The sequence below is a fragment of the Microbacterium sp. Marseille-Q6648 genome, from assembly GCF_943181415.1.
Taxonomy (GTDB): domain Bacteria; phylum Actinomycetota; class Actinomycetes; order Actinomycetales; family Microbacteriaceae; genus Microbacterium.
In genome coordinates this window covers 701,154-717,521 of sequence record NZ_CALPBZ010000001.1, presented here as the reverse complement: position 1 = coordinate 717,521, position 16,368 = coordinate 701,154, and the positions used below count along the sequence as shown (strand labels likewise).

12 protein-coding genes are annotated in these 16,368 nt (G+C 70.8%); 9 read left to right on the top strand and 3 right to left on the bottom strand.

The window, feature by feature from the left end; translation table 11 throughout:
• Positions 1-57: 57 nt before the first annotated feature.
• The 3 genes from smc to NFR93_RS03395 all read left to right on the top strand — a co-directional run bounded on the left by smc (position 58) and on the right by NFR93_RS03395 (position 5,062).
• Complete coding sequence (gene smc / locus NFR93_RS03405) at positions 58-3,603, top strand: chromosome segregation protein SMC (RefSeq protein ID WP_251450033.1); 3,546 nt, start codon at positions 58-60, stop codon at positions 3,601-3,603.
• A gap of 16 nt (positions 3,604-3,619) precedes the next feature.
• On the top strand, positions 3,620-4,492 hold the full coding sequence (ftsY, locus tag NFR93_RS03400) for a signal recognition particle-docking protein FtsY (RefSeq protein ID WP_251450032.1): 873 nt from the start codon (positions 3,620-3,622) through the stop codon (positions 4,490-4,492).
• A 69-nt stretch (positions 4,493-4,561) separates the two neighbouring features.
• On the top strand, positions 4,562-5,062 hold the full coding sequence (locus tag NFR93_RS03395; RefSeq protein ID WP_251450031.1) for a DUF2004 domain-containing protein: 501 nt from the start codon (positions 4,562-4,564) through the stop codon (positions 5,060-5,062).
• Positions 5,063-5,085: 23 nt separating this feature from the next.
• On the opposite strand, the gene lipA is transcribed toward NFR93_RS03395, so the two are convergent.
• Entirely contained in the window at positions 5,086-6,105 is a 1,020-nt protein-coding gene (gene lipA / locus NFR93_RS03390; RefSeq protein WP_251450030.1) for a lipoyl synthase, read from the bottom strand.
• Positions 6,102-6,740 (bottom strand): lipoyl(octanoyl) transferase LipB, encoded by a 639-nt coding sequence (gene lipB / locus NFR93_RS03385; RefSeq protein ID WP_251450028.1) that lies wholly within the window; start codon positions 6,738-6,740, stop codon positions 6,102-6,104. The genes lipA and lipB overlap by 4 nt, the downstream gene beginning before the upstream one ends.
• A 104-nt stretch (positions 6,741-6,844) precedes the next feature.
• Here lipB and NFR93_RS03380 point away from each other — a divergent pair, with 104 nt between their 5' ends.
• The gene (locus NFR93_RS03380; protein WP_251450026.1) at positions 6,845-7,831 is read left to right on the top strand and encodes a TetR family transcriptional regulator; all 987 of its coding nucleotides are present in this window, start codon (positions 6,845-6,847) and stop codon (positions 7,829-7,831) included.
• 46 nt (positions 7,832-7,877) lie between these two features.
• Positions 7,878-9,440, top strand: a complete 1,563-nt coding sequence (ffh, locus tag NFR93_RS03375; RefSeq protein WP_251450024.1) for a signal recognition particle protein — start codon at positions 7,878-7,880, stop codon at positions 9,438-9,440.
• A 12-nt stretch (positions 9,441-9,452) separates the two neighbouring features.
• On the opposite strand, the gene NFR93_RS03370 is transcribed toward ffh, so the two are convergent.
• Positions 9,453-10,616 (bottom strand): glutamate--cysteine ligase, encoded by a 1,164-nt coding sequence (locus NFR93_RS03370; protein WP_251450022.1) that lies wholly within the window; start codon positions 10,614-10,616, stop codon positions 9,453-9,455.
• A 205-nt stretch (positions 10,617-10,821) separates the two neighbouring features.
• Here NFR93_RS03370 and rpsP point away from each other — a divergent pair, with 205 nt between their 5' ends.
• The 4 genes from rpsP to NFR93_RS03350 all read left to right on the top strand — a co-directional run bounded on the left by rpsP (position 10,822) and on the right by NFR93_RS03350 (position 16,310).
• Complete coding sequence (gene rpsP / locus NFR93_RS03365; protein ID WP_251450020.1) at positions 10,822-11,232, top strand: 30S ribosomal protein S16; 411 nt, start codon at positions 10,822-10,824, stop codon at positions 11,230-11,232.
• A complete protein-coding gene (locus NFR93_RS03360; protein WP_251450018.1) occupies positions 11,232-11,462 on the top strand; it encodes an RNA-binding protein in 231 nt (76 codons plus the stop codon). Before rpsP ends, NFR93_RS03360 begins: the two co-directional genes overlap by 1 nt.
• Positions 11,455-12,096 (top strand): ribosome maturation factor RimM, encoded by a 642-nt coding sequence (gene rimM, locus NFR93_RS03355; protein ID WP_251450016.1) that lies wholly within the window; start codon positions 11,455-11,457, stop codon positions 12,094-12,096. Before NFR93_RS03360 ends, rimM begins: the two co-directional genes overlap by 8 nt.
• A gap of 104 nt (positions 12,097-12,200) precedes the next feature.
• Positions 12,201-16,310, top strand: coding sequence for a bifunctional nitrate reductase/sulfite reductase flavoprotein subunit alpha (locus tag NFR93_RS03350; RefSeq protein ID WP_251450014.1), 4,110 nt, complete (start codon positions 12,201-12,203; stop codon positions 16,308-16,310).
• Positions 16,311-16,368 lie beyond the last annotated feature (58 nt).

Here is a 16,368-nt window from a genome sequence, read left to right as displayed (position 1 = left end):
GCTGCCCTCGCGCTCGGGTAGCGTAGGTCGGTAATCGACCGGCTGGAGGGCGCGCCCATGCACCTGAAGAGCGTCACGCTCAAAGGGTTCAAGTCGTTCGCCCAGCCGACGACCTTCGCCCTCGAACCCGGGGTGACCTGCATCGTCGGGCCGAACGGGTCGGGCAAGTCGAACGTCGTCGACGCGCTCGCCTGGGTCATGGGGGAGCAGGGGGCGAAGACCCTCCGCGGCGGCAAGATGGAGGACGTCATCTTCGCGGGGACGGCGACCCGTGGTCCCCTCGGGCGGGCCGAGGTCCAGCTCACCATCGACAACGCCGACGGCGCCCTGCCGATCGAGTACGCCGAGGTGACCATCAGCCGGACCCTCTTCCGCAACGGCGCCAGCGAGTACGCCATCAACGGGCAGACCTGCCGCCTGCTCGACGTCCAGGAGCTGCTGAGCGACTCGGGGCTCGGTCGCGAGATGCACGTCATCGTGGGACAGGGGCGGCTGGACAGCGTCCTCCAGGCCACACCCGAGGACCGGCGCGGCTTCATCGAAGAGGCCGCGGGCATCCTCAAGCACCGGCGCCGCAAAGAGAAGACGCTGCGCAAGCTCGAGGCGATGGAGGCCAACCTCACCCGGCTGAGCGACCTCGCGGGGGAACTGCGCCGGCAGCTGAAGCCGCTGGGCCGCCAGGCCGAGATCGCTCGCGAGGCGGCCACGATCGCCGCGGTCGTCCGCGACGCGAAGGCACGGCTGCTCGCGGACGACCTCGTCACCCTGCGGGCTGAGCTGGCCGACCATGCCCGCAACGAGCAGGAGCGCCACGCGGAGCGCATGGTGCTGCAGGACCAGCTCTCCAACGCGCGGGGCGCGATCGAGCGACTCGAGGCGGAGCAGAGGTCCGAGGCGGTCGACGACGCCCGGCGGGTCGCGTTCGGGCTCGAGCGCGCGCAGGAGCGCCTTCGGGCCCTGTACAACCTCGCCGGCCAGCGCCTGGCGCTCCTGACCGACAACGATGACGACGACCGCGTCGAGCGCACGACCGTGTCGCAGGGGATGATCGACGACGCGCGCGCCGAGGTCGATGAGCTGTCGACGGCTCTCGGCGGTGCGCAGGATGCCGCGGCCGACGCCGCTCGGGACGTGATGCGCGCCCGTGCCGAACTCGACGCGCTCGATTCCGACATCGCCGCCCAGAGCGCCCTCGTCTCCGAGCACGACATGCGCCTCACCGCTCTGCGAGGAACGGCCGAGGCCGCGGCATCCGCTCTCGCCGCCGTCGAGGCTGCGGTCGCACGCCAGCAGAAGGCGCTGGACGCGGCCCTCGCACGCAGGGCCGAGGCCGAAGCCGATGTGGACGGCGTGAATCCCGACCTCGTGCCGGAGGGCTCTTCCGCCGAGCACGCGGCCGACTACGAGCGCGCCCAGCGGGACGCGACGAAGGCGGAGGGGACGGTCGCGTCGTTGCGGGAACGACTGCACGCGGCCGAGCGCGAGGTCGAAGCGCTCACCGCCCAGACCGCAGCCCTGTCCCGCGCCCTGGAGGTCAAGAGCGCGGCGGCCGTCGTGCTGGCCGAGGGCCGGGCCGGTGTGCGCGGGCTCGTCTCGGACGCCGTGCAGGTGGATGCCGGATTCGAAGCGGCGATCGCCGCTGTTCTCGGCACGCTGGCCGAGGGAGTGCTGGTCGACGGCGCTGAGGACGCGTTCGGGCTGGCGGAGGAGCTTCGCACCGCAGAGCTCGGCGTGGTCGATGTCGTGATCGCCGATGCGCCGGACCCCGCCGCCACCGCCGGCGTCGCACCGGAGCCGGCCGCGGTATCGGGCCTGACCGCTGCTCGGGATGTCGTGGCCGGTCCCACGGGGATCTCCGCGATCCTCGCGGGCGTCTACATCGCCGAGGATCTGACCGAGGCGCGGCGCGCGATCGACGTCGAAGCCGCTGCCGGCCGGCATCCGACGGTGGTCACCCGCGCGGGAGAGGTCTGCACCGCACGGACCGTCCGCGCCGGGACGGGGTCGTCGAGATCCAGACTGGAGCTGGCCGCAGAGCGGGATGCCGCCGCCGAGCGGCGCGACGAGCTCGCCGTCGTCGTCGATTCCCTCCGGGAGGGGCTGACAGACGCCTCGTCCGAGCTGACGTCCGCTCGCGAGCGCACGAAGACGGCGTTGCACACCCTGCGCTCGTTCGATGCCGCCCTCGCCGCGCACGCCGAGCAGGTGAACCGCGCGACGGTGCGCCACGAGGCGGCGATCGCCGAGTGCGAGCGGCTCGAAGCCGGGCTGGCGCAGGCGCGGGCCGCCGTCGACGAAGCGGCAGCGTCGGCACGCGTCGCGCAGGATCGGCTGACGTCCGCACTCGAAGCGCCGCGGCCGATTCTCGACGCGTCGGCGAGGGAGGGGCTTCTGGAAGCGCTCGAGGCCGCTCGCGACGCAGAGATGCGCACGCGACTGGACGTCGAGACGATGCGGGAGCGCATCCGCGCCGAGGAAGCGCGCGTCGTGCAGATGCAGCGCCAGCGCGAGCGCGAGCGCGAGGCTGCCGCGGAGGCCGAGCGTCGCGCGGTGATCCGCCGGGCGCAGCGCGACGTGGCCGAGGGCGTGCTGGCTCAGCTGCCGGCCGTGCTGGATTCGGTCGACCGCTCGGTGTCGCAGGCCCGGGTCGAGCTGACCGCGCGCGAGAGCGCGCGCACCGCCATCACCGCGGAGCTCTCGCGTCTGCGCGCGCAGGAGACGTCCGCCCGCGAGCGCCTGGCCGCGCTCACCGAGAGCGTCCACGGGCTGGAGCTGAAGATCCACGAGAAGCGGCTCCACGTCACGGGTCTCCTCGAGAGAGTGCAGTCCGAGCTGGGCCTCGACGAAACTATTCTGATTTCGGAATATGGCCCCGATCAGCCTGTTCCGGCGGAAGATGCGCCAGAGGAAGGCGCGGTGGATGAAGCATCCCTACCCTTCGATCGCGCCGCCGCGCGTCGACGACTGCAGGACGCGGAGCGCAAGCTGGTGCAGCTCGGCCGAGTCAACCCGCTGGCGCTGGAGGAGTTCGCCGCGCTCGAGCAGCGTCACGCGTTCCTCACCGAGCAGCTCGCCGACCTCACCCAGACGCGTAAGGATCTGCTGACGATCATCGACGAACTCGACGAGCGGATGCAGACGATCTTCCTCGCGGCGTTCGAAGACACCCGCGTCGCCTTCGGCGAGGTCTTCCCCATTCTGTTCCCCGGGGGGACCGGGAGCATTTCGCTCACCGACCCCGACAATCCGCTCACCACGGGTATCGAGGTCGCCGTCCGCCCCGTCGGGAAGAAGATCGAACGGCTCTCGCTGCTGTCGGGCGGCGAGAGATCGCTCGCGGCGGTCGCGCTGCTGACCGCCATCTTCAAGGCGCGGCCGAGCCCGTTCTACATCCTCGACGAGGTCGAGGCCGCTCTCGACGACGCCAATCTCGGTCGCCTGCTCGGCGTCTTCGAGCAGCTGAGGGAGAGCAGCCAGCTCATCGTCATCACGCATCAGAAGCGGACGATGGAGATCGCCGACGCGCTGTACGGCGTGTCGATGCGGCAGGACGGCGTGTCCGCGGTGGTGGGGCAGCGCGTGCGCGAGCACGCGGGCGCCTGAGCCATAGGCTGGAGGCATGGCTGAAAGCTCCTGGTCGCTCGGCCGCGCCCTGCGCGGGATGTTCGTCAAGCCGACCATCGACGAGACCACGTGGGACGACCTCGAGACGGCGCTGCTGACCGCCGACTTCGGCCCGGACATCACCGAACGCATCATCGACGAGCTGCGAGAGAAGGTCGAGCGGTTCCGCACGACCGATCCCCGCGACCTCCAGCGCATGCTGCGAGAGACGCTCGAGGAGCACTTCGCCAAGTTCGACACGACGCTGCGCCTCTCGGAGCGACCCGCGGTCGTCCTCGTCGTCGGCGTCAACGGCGTCGGCAAGACCACCACCATCGGGAAGTTCGCGAAGTTCCTGCAGCGTTACGGCCGCTCGGTCGTGGTGGGGGCGGCCGACACGTTCCGCGCCGCGGCCGTGGACCAGCTGGCGACGTGGGCCGAGCGGGGCGGCGCCGCGATCGTACGGCCCCAGCAGGAAGGCCAGGACCCGGCGTCCGTCGCCTTCCAGACCATCGACTACGCCAAGCGGACCGGAACCGAGATCGTGCTCGTCGACACGGCCGGACGCCTTCACACCAAGGGCGGGCTCATGGACGAGCTCACCAAGATCCGCCGCGTCATCGAGAAGCAGGCTCCCATCAGCGAGGTCCTGCTGGTGCTGGACGCCACCACCGGCCAGAACGGCGTGATGCAGGCGCAGGCGTTCCTCGAGCACGCCGGCGTGACCGGTCTCGTGCTCACCAAGCTGGACGGGTCAGCGAAGGGCGGATTCGTCCTGGCGGTGCAGGAGAAGACCGGGATCCCGGTGAAGCTCCTCGGCCAGGGCGAGGGGATCGGCGACCTCACCGGCTTCACGCCGCACGTCTTCGCGGCGGCTCTGGTCGACTGATCGAACCGGGATCGGCGCCACGCCCGCGCGGGGCTATCGCGGCGCCGCCGGGGCTGGTTTCATGGGGGAATGGCGATCGAGCACGACTATTTCGGACTTCTGGAATCAGGGCCCGACGGATCGATCTTCTGGTCCGAGAACGTAGAGCTGGGCGATCAGTCCGTCACGGTCGATCTGACGGCGCCCGATCAGGACGACGTCTCGGCGGCGGCGCTGGATGTCGCCGCAGGACTCATCTCGGCGATCGAGGCGATCGACCTCAGCGCCCGCAACGCCATGGTCGACGAGCTCAGCGATCGCACGAGCGAGGTGACCGAGTACATCCTGCAGCAGCAGGAGGCGATGGGTGAAGAGATCGAGGACGTGCTGGTCGACATCTCGGGCGACGTGCACATCGATGTCATCCGGTCGCTTCAGCTGATGAGCATGACGATCCTCGCGGACGAGCACGGCGGCGAGGATCCCTTCGCCGTGCTCGAGTACGCGCTCGACCCGGATGCCGCCGACGACGTGCTGCTGGTGAACCTGGGCTCGGACGGTGCCGTGCTCTCGGTCACGAGCGCCGACTGACGGGCCCCTGGACGCTCCGGCGATCACACCGCCTGAGCGAATCCGCTGTCGACCCCCTCGGCGATATGGGCCAGGTGCGGCGGGATCTCGCGGCCCTTCGACATCATGGACTGCGCCCACAGCCGCCCGGCGCGGTACGACGACCGCACCAGCGGTCCGGCGAGCACCCCGAGGAAGCCGATGCGCTCGGCCTCGTCCTTGAACTCGACGAACTCCTGCGGCTTCACCCAGCGATCCACCGGGAGGTGGCGGGGGGTGGGACGCAGGTACTGCGTGATCGTGATGATGTCGGTTCCGGCGTCGTGGAGGTCCTGCAGTGCCTGGACGACCTCCTCCGGTGTCTCGCCCATCCCGAGGATGAGGTTCGACTTTGTGATGAGTCCCGCCGCGCGGGCGCGGGTCAGGACGCCCAGCGAGCGGTCGTACCGGAATGCCGGGCGGATGCGCTTGAAGATCCGCGGCACGGTCTCGACGTTGTGCGCGAACACCTCGGGCCGGCTGTCGAACACCTCGTCCAGCAGAGTGGGCTCGCCGTTGAAGTCGGTCGCGAGGATCTCCACGCCCGTGCGGGGGTTGCGCTCGTGGATCTGACGCACCGTCTCGGCGTGGAGCCACGCGCCGCCATCGGGCAGGTCGTCGCGCGCGACGCCGGTGACCGTGGCGTAGCGCAGCTGCATCCGCTCGACGCTCTCGGCCACGCGGCGCGGCTCGTCGATGTCGTAGTCGGCGGGCTTGCCGGTGTCGATCTGACAGAAGTCGCACCGTCGCGTGCACTGCGAGCCGCCGATGAGGAAGGTCGCCTCGCGATCCTCCCAGCACTCGTAGATGTTGGGGCAGCCCGCCTCCTGGCAGACGGTGTGCAGGTCCTCGGTCTTCACCAGCGAGTGCAGCGCCTGGTACTCGGGGCCCATCTTCGCGCGCGTCTTGATCCACTCGGGCTTGCGCTCGATGGGCGTCTGGGCGTTGCGGACCTCCAGTCGCAGCATCCGCCGCCCCTCGGGTGCGGCCGCAGGACCGGACACGGGTGTGCCGCACGCGCTCATGCCGCCACCCCCGCGTACTCGGCGGCGAAGACCGCAGAGACGGTGGGGAGGAGGTCGCGCGGCGTCACCGTGAGGCCGACCACCTCGCTGACGGTCGTCACACCCGCGTCGGTGATGCCGCACGGGACGATGCCGCCGAAGCCGGCGAGGCTGTTGTCGCAGTTGACCGCGAACCCGTGCATCGTGACTCCCCGTTCCACGCGGACGCCGATCGCAGCCACCTTGTCCTCGGACAGCGGGCGCTTGACCCACACGCCGCTGCGCCCGTCGACCTGGTAGCCGTCCACCCCGTGCGCGCCGAGCGCGTCGATGAGGAGCCGCTCGAGGCGGCGCACGTGCGCGACGACGTCGACGGGCTCGGGGAGCCGGACGATCGGGTAGCCGACGAGCTGGCCGGGTCCGTGCCACGTGATCTTGCCGCCGCGATCGACGTCGATCACGGGCGTGCCGTCGGTCGGGCGCTCGTGCGCGGCGGTGCGCCTGCCCGCGGTGTACACCGCCTCATGCTCCAGCAGCAGCAGCGTGTCGGGCCGGGACCCGGCGACGACCTCGGCATGGATCCGTCGTTGCAGATCCCACCCCTCCTGGTACGGCACGACGTCGGGGGAGAGCCCGACGGTCTCGATCTGCATCATGACGGCCCTTCGCTTGTGGCGACTTTCTGGATCGCGTCCAAGATTACGTCACCGGGCGTGATCCGGCTCCCCATGCCTCCGACGCGTGTCGCTAGGGTGAAGGAGTGGACACCGGGGCCAAGCGCGGACGCCCACGCGCCTCGTCGCGCGAGATGCTCGCCGAGGCAGCGTGCGAGCTCTTCCTCGAGCGGGGCTACGACGCGACCTCCATCACCGACATCACCCGACGGGCGGGCGTGAGTCGCTCCAGCTTCTTCAATTACTTCGGCGCCAAGTCCGACATCCTGTGGGCGGGTCTGGACGACCGACTGGGCGTGCTCGAGGCGCGCCTCGCCGACGACGTGGAGCCGGATGCCGCCACCGACGTCCGGGCCGCCGTCATCGCCCTCGGCGCAGACTTCGCCCCCGACACCCTGGCGCTCGCGATCGTCAACGCCACCGCTATGGGTCTGGCGGACGAGCTGGCAGGAGAGGCGGCGCTGCGACGGGCGCGCATCGCGCGCGCGGTGGCCGAGCGCCTCGCGCGGGCGGGTGCCGACCGCCTCCACGCCGACGTGGCGGGCGCGGCCTGGGGCGGCGCGGTCCTGGCCTCCCTCGAAGCGTGGGCGCACGACGGCGCCGGTGTCACCTCGCTCGAGCGGTTCCTGGCGCGCGCCGCGGACGCGGCATCCGGCGTCCCGGCACTGCCTCGCGCCGGCGCGGTGCGGCAGCTGCGGGTGGTCGTGCGCGCCGACCGGTTCGACGAGGCTCTGTCGTTCTACCGCGACGTGGTCGGGATGCCGCAGGCCGAGGCCTATGAGGCGGAAGGCGGCGCGCGCGTGGCCATTCTCGACGCCGGTCGCGCCACGCTCGAGATCGCCAACAGCGCGCAGGTGGACTTCATCGACCGCGTGGAAACGGACGGCGGAGCGAGCGACCGGATCCGGCTGGCGCTGGAGGTCGGCGACACCGAGGCGGCCGTCCGCCGTCTCGTCGCCGGCGGCGCCGCCGTCGAAGCGCAGCCGCGCGAGACGCCGTGGCGGTCGATGAACGCGCGTCTGCGCGGCCCGGCCGATCTGCAGCTGACTCTTTTCCAGGAGCTCGAACCCTAGCCCGCGGCGGGGGATGCGGCATCCGCTCGTCTAGAATCGGGGGATCATGGCGACTTTCGGCACACTCTCCGACCGGCTCACCGAGACCTTCCGCAACCTCCGCAAGAAGGGGCAGCTCACCCCCGCGGACGTCGACGGCACCGTCCGCGAGATCCGGCGCGCCCTGCTGGACGCCGACGTCGCGCTGCCGGTCGTGAAGGACTTCGCGGCGAAGGTGCGCGAGCGCGCGCTCGGCGATGAGGTGAACCGCGCGCTCAATCCCGCGCAGCAGGTCGTCCAGATCGTGAACGAGGAGCTCGTGGCGATCCTCGGCGGCGAGCAGCGCCGCCTGCGCTTCGCCAAGACCGCCCCCACCGTCATCATGCTGGCGGGGCTGCAGGGATCGGGAAAGACGACATTCGCCGGCAAGCTCGCCCGCATGCTCGAGAAGGACGGTCACACGCCGCTCCTGATCGCGGCCGACCTGCAGCGACCGAACGCCGTGAACCAGCTCCAGGTCGTCGCCGAGCGCGCCGGAGCCGCCGTGTACGCACCCGAGCCGGGCAACGGGATCGGCGACCCGGTGCGCGTCGCCCGCGAGGGAGTCGAGCTCGCCCGCCGCCAGCAGCACGACGTGGTCATCATCGACACGGCCGGACGCCTCGGCGTCGACGCCGACCTCATGAAGCAGGCCGCCGACATCCGCACGGCGACCGACCCCGACGAGGTCCTCTTCGTCATCGACGCCATGATCGGCCAGGACGCCGTCAACACCGCCAAGGCCTTCCAGGAAGGCGTCGACTTCACCGGAGTCGTGCTGACCAAGCTCGACGGCGACGCGCGCGGCGGTGCGGCCCTGTCGGTCGCGTCCGTGACCGGCCGGCCCATCATCTTCGCCTCGACCGGCGAGGGGCTCGACGACGTCGAGCCGTTCCACCCGGATCGCATGGCCAGCCGCATCCTCGACCTCGGCGACATCCTCACCCTCATCGAGCAGGCCCAGCAGGCCTTCGACGAGGAAGAGGCGATGAAGGTCGCCGAGAAGCTCGCGACCGAGCAGTTCACGCTCGAGGACTTCCTCGAGCAGATGCAGCAGATGCGCAAGATGGGCTCGATGAAGAAGATGCTCGGGATGCTCCCGGGCATGGGGCAGATGAAGCAGCAGCTCGACGACTTCGACGAGCGCGACATCGACCGCACCGAGGCCATCATCCGCTCGATGACCCCTGCGGAGCGACGCAACACCAAGCTCCTCAACGGCTCGCGCCGGCTGCGGATCGCACGGGGCTCGGGTATGACGGTCACCGACGTGAACCAGCTCGTGCAGCGTTTCGACCAGGCCGCGAAGATGATGAAGACCGTGGCCCGCGGCGGAGTGCCGTCGATCCCCGGCATGGGGCCGGTCCCCGGCGCCGGTCGGCCCGGCGCGTCGGCCAAGCGCGGCAACAAGCAGAAGAAGAGCGGCGGATCGCGGTCGGGGAACCCCGCCAAGCGCGCCGCCGAGAACGCGGGCATCGCCGCCGACCGCGCGGCTCAGCCGACCGGGTCGGGGTTCGGCCTGGGCGGTGGCACGGGGACGCCGAGCGAGGCGGACCTGGCCGAGCTGCAGAAGATGCTCGGACGCGGCTGACCGCTCGTCGCGTCAGCGGTCGGGCGCGGCCAGGTGGTCGCGCAGGGTCGGCCCGGCGCGGAACTCGCGGATGAGGTGCTGGACCACCGCGCGCAGGTCGCCGTCGGCTGCTGCCGCCGCGCGCAACTGGCGCTCGTAGCTCGCGCCGCCGGAGAGGATCGGCTCGAGACCGGCCAGCTCGCGGGCGCATTTGAGCTCGACGGCGATGTCCTCGACCTCGGCGATGGTCTGTCGCAGATGATCGCGCACAGCCGCCTGCCGGCCGTCGGCACCCACGATGACGCGGGCGTCGAGACCGTAGCGGGCCGCTCGCCACTTGTTCTCGCGGACGAACCACGGCTGCAGGACGACCGGCTCCCGCCCCTCGTCGAGGTCGCGCGAGAAGCGCTCCACCAGCACCTGCACGAGGGCGGCCACGGCGGCCAGCTCCGGAAGGGTCGACATCCCGTCGCACGCGCGCACCTCGATCGTGCCCCATCGCGGCGCCGGCCTGATGTCCCAGCGCACCTCCGAGACGTCCCGCATCACGCCGGTGCGCACCATGTCGTCGAGATACCCCTCGAACTGCGCCCAATCGGCCAGCGGCCACGGCAGCCCCGCGGTCGGCAGCTGCTGGAAGACCAGCGCGCGGTTCGAGGCGTAGCCGGTGCGCTCGCCCGCCCAGAACGGGCTGGATGCCGACAGCGCCTGCAGATGGGGCAGATACGTCGACAGAGCGTTGATGATGGGGAAGACCTTGTCGACGTCGTCGACGCCCACGTGCACGTGGATGCCCCAGATCATCATGTTCCGGCCCCACCACTGCGTCCGCTCGATGAGCTTGTGGTAGCGGGTCTTGTCGCTGACCTGCTGGTCGAACCACTGGGCGAACGGGTGGCTGCCCGCGCAGAGCAGTGCGATGCCGAGAGGATCGGTGACCGTCCGCACCGCGGCGATGGCGTCGGCGATGTCGTCCACGGCGGCGGCGACCGTGCGGCCCACACCGCTGGTGACCTCGACCGTGTTCGTCAGCAGCTCGCCGGTCACCGTGTAGCGCTCCAGCGCTGAGGCCTCCTCGAGGCCCGACAGCACCTCGGGAGCGCGCGGCACCAGGTCGCCGCCGACCTCGTCGGCGAGCATGAGCTCCCATTCGAGACCGACCGACGACCGCGCAGATGTCGCGAAGGGCACCGTCACAGGCACAGTCTGGCACGCGAGCGCCCCCGCACGGGCGCGTCGCGTCCGGTTCGCGGCATCCCTTCCGATCTGGCAGAATAAAGGGTCGGATGCGGTGCTCGACCCTCTATCCAGCCCCGTCGTCCATCTCAGAGCTTTCCTCCGGGTGTGCACCCCACGCTCCCGGACGTCCAGTTCGTCCGCTTCCCACACATTCAGGAGAATCGTGGCTGTCAAGATCCGTCTCAAGCGCCTGGGCAAGATCCGTGCGCCCTACTACCGCATCGTCGTCGCCGACTCGCGCACCAAGCGCGATGGTCGCGTGATCGAGGAGATCGGCAAGTACCACCCCACCGAGCAGCCTTCGTTCATCGAGGTCGACTCCGAGCGCGCGCAGTACTGGCTGGGTGTCGGCGCGCAGCCGACCGAGCAGGTCCGCGCCCTGCTGAAGCTCACGGGCGACTGGGGTCGCTTCAAGGGCGACAAGGACGCCGTCTCGACGGTCAAGTCCCCCGAGGCCAAGCCGGCGTTCGAGATCGACGCGGCCAAGAAGTCCGTCGTCAAGCCCAAGGCCGAGAAGAAGGCCGACGAGCCCGTCGCCGAGGCGCCCGCCGCCGACGAGACCGACGCAGAGTAGTGCTCGCCGCCGCGCTCGAACACATCGTCAAGGGGATCGTCGATCACCCCGAGGATGTGCGTATCCAGTCGTCCGCCTCACCGCGCGGAGACGTGCTCGAGGTGCACGTCCACCCGGAGGACCGGGGACGGGTCATCGGGCGCGGCGGTCGCACGGCCAAAGCCCTCCGCACGCTCATCAGCGCGCTCGCCGACGGCCGGCGCGTGCGCGTCGACGTCGCTGATGACTGACGTGCCGGACAACGCCCCCGGCACCTCGCCGTCGGGTCGTGCGCCGGGTGGACCGGCCGCCGGCAAGACGCAGCTGCGCGTCGGGCGCCTCGTCAAAGCCCACGGCCTCAAAGGCGCGCTGAAGCTCGAGCTGTACACCGACGACCCCGAGGGCCGTTTCGCCCCCGGCGCCACCTTCACCCTGCAGGTGCCGGAATCCTCGCCGTGGCACGGCAAGCCGCTCACCGTCCGCGAGTTCAGGTGGATGAACAGCCACCCGGTGGCGTTCTTCGAGGGCGTCGAGGATCGCTCTCAGGCGGAGGAGCTGGTGCGTGCCATCCTGTGGATCGACCAGGACACCGCGGAGGCGCCCGACGAGGACGACGCGTGGTACGACCACCAGCTCGTCGGTCTCGACGTCATCCGCGACGGTGCGGTGATCGGCCGCGTCGCACGTGTCGAGCACATGCCCGCACAGGACCTGCTGATCGTCCGGATGGATGCCGAACGCGAGGTTCTCGTGCCGTTCGTGAAAGCGATCGTGCCCGAGGTCGACATCGCCGCGGGCCGCGTCACCGTGACCCCGCCGGCGGGTCTGTTCGAGGACATCCCCGAAGAGACGGATGCCGCCGGCTCCGCTCCGGCGCAGGACTGACGCCCCGCACTCACAACCGGCCGAGCCCGCCGATGCGAGAGATGTGACCTGCGGGAAACATCACGGGAAACCTCCCGGAACCTCGGACGCCGATCATCGTATGCATGGGCGCCACCTCTTCGACGCGTGCGCTGCCGGTGCTCCGGCAGACGCAGCAGGTGCGCACCGTGTGCTCCTACTGCGGCGTCGGGTGCGGGGTGAGCGTCACCGCCACCGGGAGTCCGGGTGGCGAGCCGCGCGCCGTCGGCGCCGTCGTGGGGGACAAAGCCCATCCCACCAATGCGGGCCGGCTGTGCACCAAGGGTGCCACGCACCTCGATCTCATGCAGGCGCCCGGACGCATGTCATCGGCCGCGGTCCGGCCTGCTCGGGGCGAGGCCCCGGTCGACACGCCGATGGATGCCGCGATCGCCGACGCCGGACGACGGCTGCGCGCCATCGTCGATGAGCATGGACCGGACGCGGTCGCGGTCTACGTCTCGGGCCAGATGACGATGGAGGCGCAATACCTCTCGAACAAGCTCGTGAAGGGCTATCTGCGGGGCCTGCACATCGAGTCCAACTCCCGTCTCTGCATGGCCTCGGCCGGCACCGGCTACAAGCAGTCGCTCGGCGCCGACGGCCCCCCGGGCTCGTACGAGGACTTCGACCGGGCCGACCTCTTCTTCGTCATCGGCTCCAACACCGCCGACTGCCATCCGATCCTGTTCCTGCGGATGGCGGATCGGCTGAAGCAGGGCGCGAAGCTCATCGTGGTCGACCCGCGTCGCACGGCCACGGCCGACCGCGCGGATCTGTTCCTCCAGATCGCCCCCGGCACCGACCTGGCCCTCCTGAACGGCCTGCTGCACCTCCTCGTCGCGGGCGGGCACATCGACGAGGACTTCATCGCCGCCCACACCGAGGGATGGGAGCAGATGCCCACGTTCCTCGCCGACTATCCGCCCGAGCGTGTCGCCGAGATCACGGGGCTGGACGAGAGCGACATCCGCACCGCCGCGGGGTGGATCGCCGAGGCGGGCGAATGGATGACCCTGTGGACCATGGGGCTCAACCAATCGACCCACGGCACATGGAACACCAATGCGATCTGCAATCTGCACCTCGCCACCGGTGCCATCTGCCGCCCGGGCAGCGGTCCGTTCTCGCTCACCGGGCAGCCCAACGCCATGGGCGGTCGCGAGATGGGCTACATGGGTCCGGGCCTGCCCGGCCAGCGTGCGGTCTTCAGCCCCGCCGATCGGGCGTTCGCGGAGGAGATCTGGGAGCTGGCGCCCGGCACGATCCGCCCCGAATCCGGCACCGGCACGATCGAGATGTACCGAGGGCTGGCGGACGGCCGCATCAAGGCGGCATGGATCATCTGCACGAACCCCGTCGCCTCGGTGGCCAATCGGCGCACGGTCATCGAGGGCCTGGAAGCGGCCGAACTCGTCATCGTGCAGGACGTCTTCGCCGACACGGCCACCAACGCCTACGCCGACATCCTGCTGCCGGCCACGCTCTGGGTCGAGGCGGACGGGGTGACGGTCAACAGCGACCGCACGCTCACCCTCGTGCAGCAGGTCGCCGACCCTCCCGGCGAGGCCCGCCCGGACTGGCGGACCATCTGCGACATCGCCGTCGCGATGGGATTCGACCGGGGTTTCGACTTCGCCACGAGCGAGGAGGTCTTCGAGGAGATCCGGCGCTTCTGGAACCCCCAGACCGGCTGGGATCTGCGCGGGGTCGACTACGCACGCCTGCGCGAGGGTCCGGTGCAGTGGCCGTCGCCGCCGGAGGACGCGGCGGACCGGCATCCGATCCGCTACCTCAACGACGGGGTGAGCCAGCATCTGCACACCGACGAGCAGGGCCTCGCACCGCGGCTGGCGTTCGCGACGCCCTCGCGGCGGGCGCAGTTCTTCGCCCGCCCGCATCTGCCGCCCGCGGAGCTGCCGGACGACGACTATCCGTTCGTTCTCAACACCGGTCGTCTGCAGCACCAGTGGCACACCATGACCAAGACGGGCCGGGTCGCCAGACTCAACCGGCTCAACCCCTCACCGTTCGTCGAAGTGCATCCCGACGACGCCGCGTCGCTCGCGATCGCGGACGGCGACCTCGTCGAGGTGGCATCGCGGCGGGGCCGCGTCGTGCTCCCCGCCGTCCTCACCGATCGCGTCCGGCCGGGCGGGCTGTTCGCTCCGTTCCACTGGAACGACGAGCACGGCGAGTACCTGACGGTGAACGCCGTCACCAACGACGCCGTCGACGAGGCATCGCTGCAGCCTGAGTTCAAGGTCTCCGCCGTGTCGGTGCGCCGGGTGGGTCCTGCGCCGTCCGCCTCGGAGCGGGGGAGCGCGAGCGCGGTCGCCGAGGTTCGTTCGGCCGTCGGCGAGGCCTGCCTGTCCCTCTCGGCGCCGCCCGCGCTGTCCATCGACGAGAGCGCATTCCTCGGCGGGTTCCTGGCGGCGCTGGAGACGCGCCACCTCGAGGCGGGCGCCGTGCCGGTGCTCCCGGCGACGGCCCCGGTGACCGATGCGGTGCGGCGCTGGTTCGACGGACTTCTCGCGGGGACGTACTCCGCCCCCGCGACGTCGGCTCCCGCTCTCGATCCGGACGCCGACGAGGTCGTCGTGCTGTGGGGATCGCAGACCGGGAACGCCGAGGAGTTCGCCCAGCGCTGCGTGGCCGCTCTGGTGCAGCGCGGGCTCGCCGCCCGCGCGCTCGACATGTCCGAGGCGCAGCCGGCGGATCTCGGGGGCGCGCGTCGCCTGCTCGTCATCACCTCCACGTTCGGCGACGGCGGGCCCCCGGACAACGCCTCGGACCTCTGGCGCGCACTTCAGGCCCCGGACGCGCCCGACCTCTCGGGCACCTCGTACGCGGTCCTGGCGATGGGCGACTCCAGCTACGACGACTTCTGCGGACACGGCCGCAGCATGGACGAGCGTCTGGCGGCACTCGGCGCCTCCCCTCTCGCGGCCCGCGTCGACTGCGAGCCCGACTTCGAGGCCCGCGCGATCGCCTGGCTCGAGCAGATGCTGACCGCGCTCGGGGCGGACTCGGGTGCAGGCGATGCCGGGGCCGCGTCGCTCGCCTCGCCGACGAAACGGCTGTTCACGCGCGCGAATCCCGTGCACGCGCCACTGACCACGAACCTCCTGCTCAGCGGCGCAGGGTCGCAGAAGGAGGTCCGCCAGTTCGGCTTCGACCTGTCGGACTGGGGTGTGGCCTACGAAGCGGGCGATGCGCTGGGCGTCGTCTGCGTGAACGACACCGCGGTCGTCGCGGAGTGGCTCGCCGCCACGGGCCTCAGCGCCCGCACGGTGGTCGAAGTCGACGGCGAAGAGCGGATGCTGGGCGACAGCCTCCGCACGCGGTTGGACATCACGCGCATCACCCCCGACTTCCTGAAATTCGTCGCCGACCGCACGGCGGACTCGGCGCTCGGCGCACTCCTGCGGCGCGAGAACAGATCACGGCTGGAGCAGTACCTCTGGAGCATGCAGGCCATCGACGTGCTGCAGGCGTTCCCGGCCGAGGCCGACCCCCAGGAGTGGGTGGACGTGCTCGGGCGGCTGCAGCCCCGGCAGTACTCGATCTCGTCGAGCCCGAAGGCATCGCCCGACGAGGTCCAGCTCACCGTCTCGGTCGTCCGGTTCCTCACCGAGCAGGGACGACGGCGCGGCGGGGTCTGCTCGACCTTCCTCGCCGATGATCCGGAGGGACGCACCCCGCTGTACCTGCAGCGCTCGCCGAACTTCCGGCCGCCGACCGACCCTGCCACGCCGATGATCATGATCGGACCGGGGACGGGGGTGGCACCGTTCCGGGGCTTCCTGCAGGACCGCCGGGCCGACGGCCACCCCGGCCGCAACTGGCTGTTCTTCGGAGAGCAGCACGAGGCGACCGACTTCTACTACCGCGACGAACTCGTCGGCATGCACGCGGACGGGTTCCTCACCCGCCTCGACCTCGCCTTCTCCCGCGACCAGCGCCAGAAGGTGTACGTGCAGGACCGGATGATCGAGCACGGCGCCGAGCTCTGGCGTTGGCTTCAAGACGGCGCTCACGTCTACGTGTGCGGCGACGCCACGCGCATGGCGCCGGATGTGGACGCCGCGCTGCAGCTGATCGTCCAGCGCCACGGCGGGGTGTCGGCCGAAGCGGCTGCTGAGCTCGTCCGGGGTCTGGCCGTCGACAAGCGCTACGTGCGCGACATCTACTGACGTCCCGCCGGCACCGCACGACGGAGCGGGTCGCACCTTCCGGTGCGACCCGCTCGTC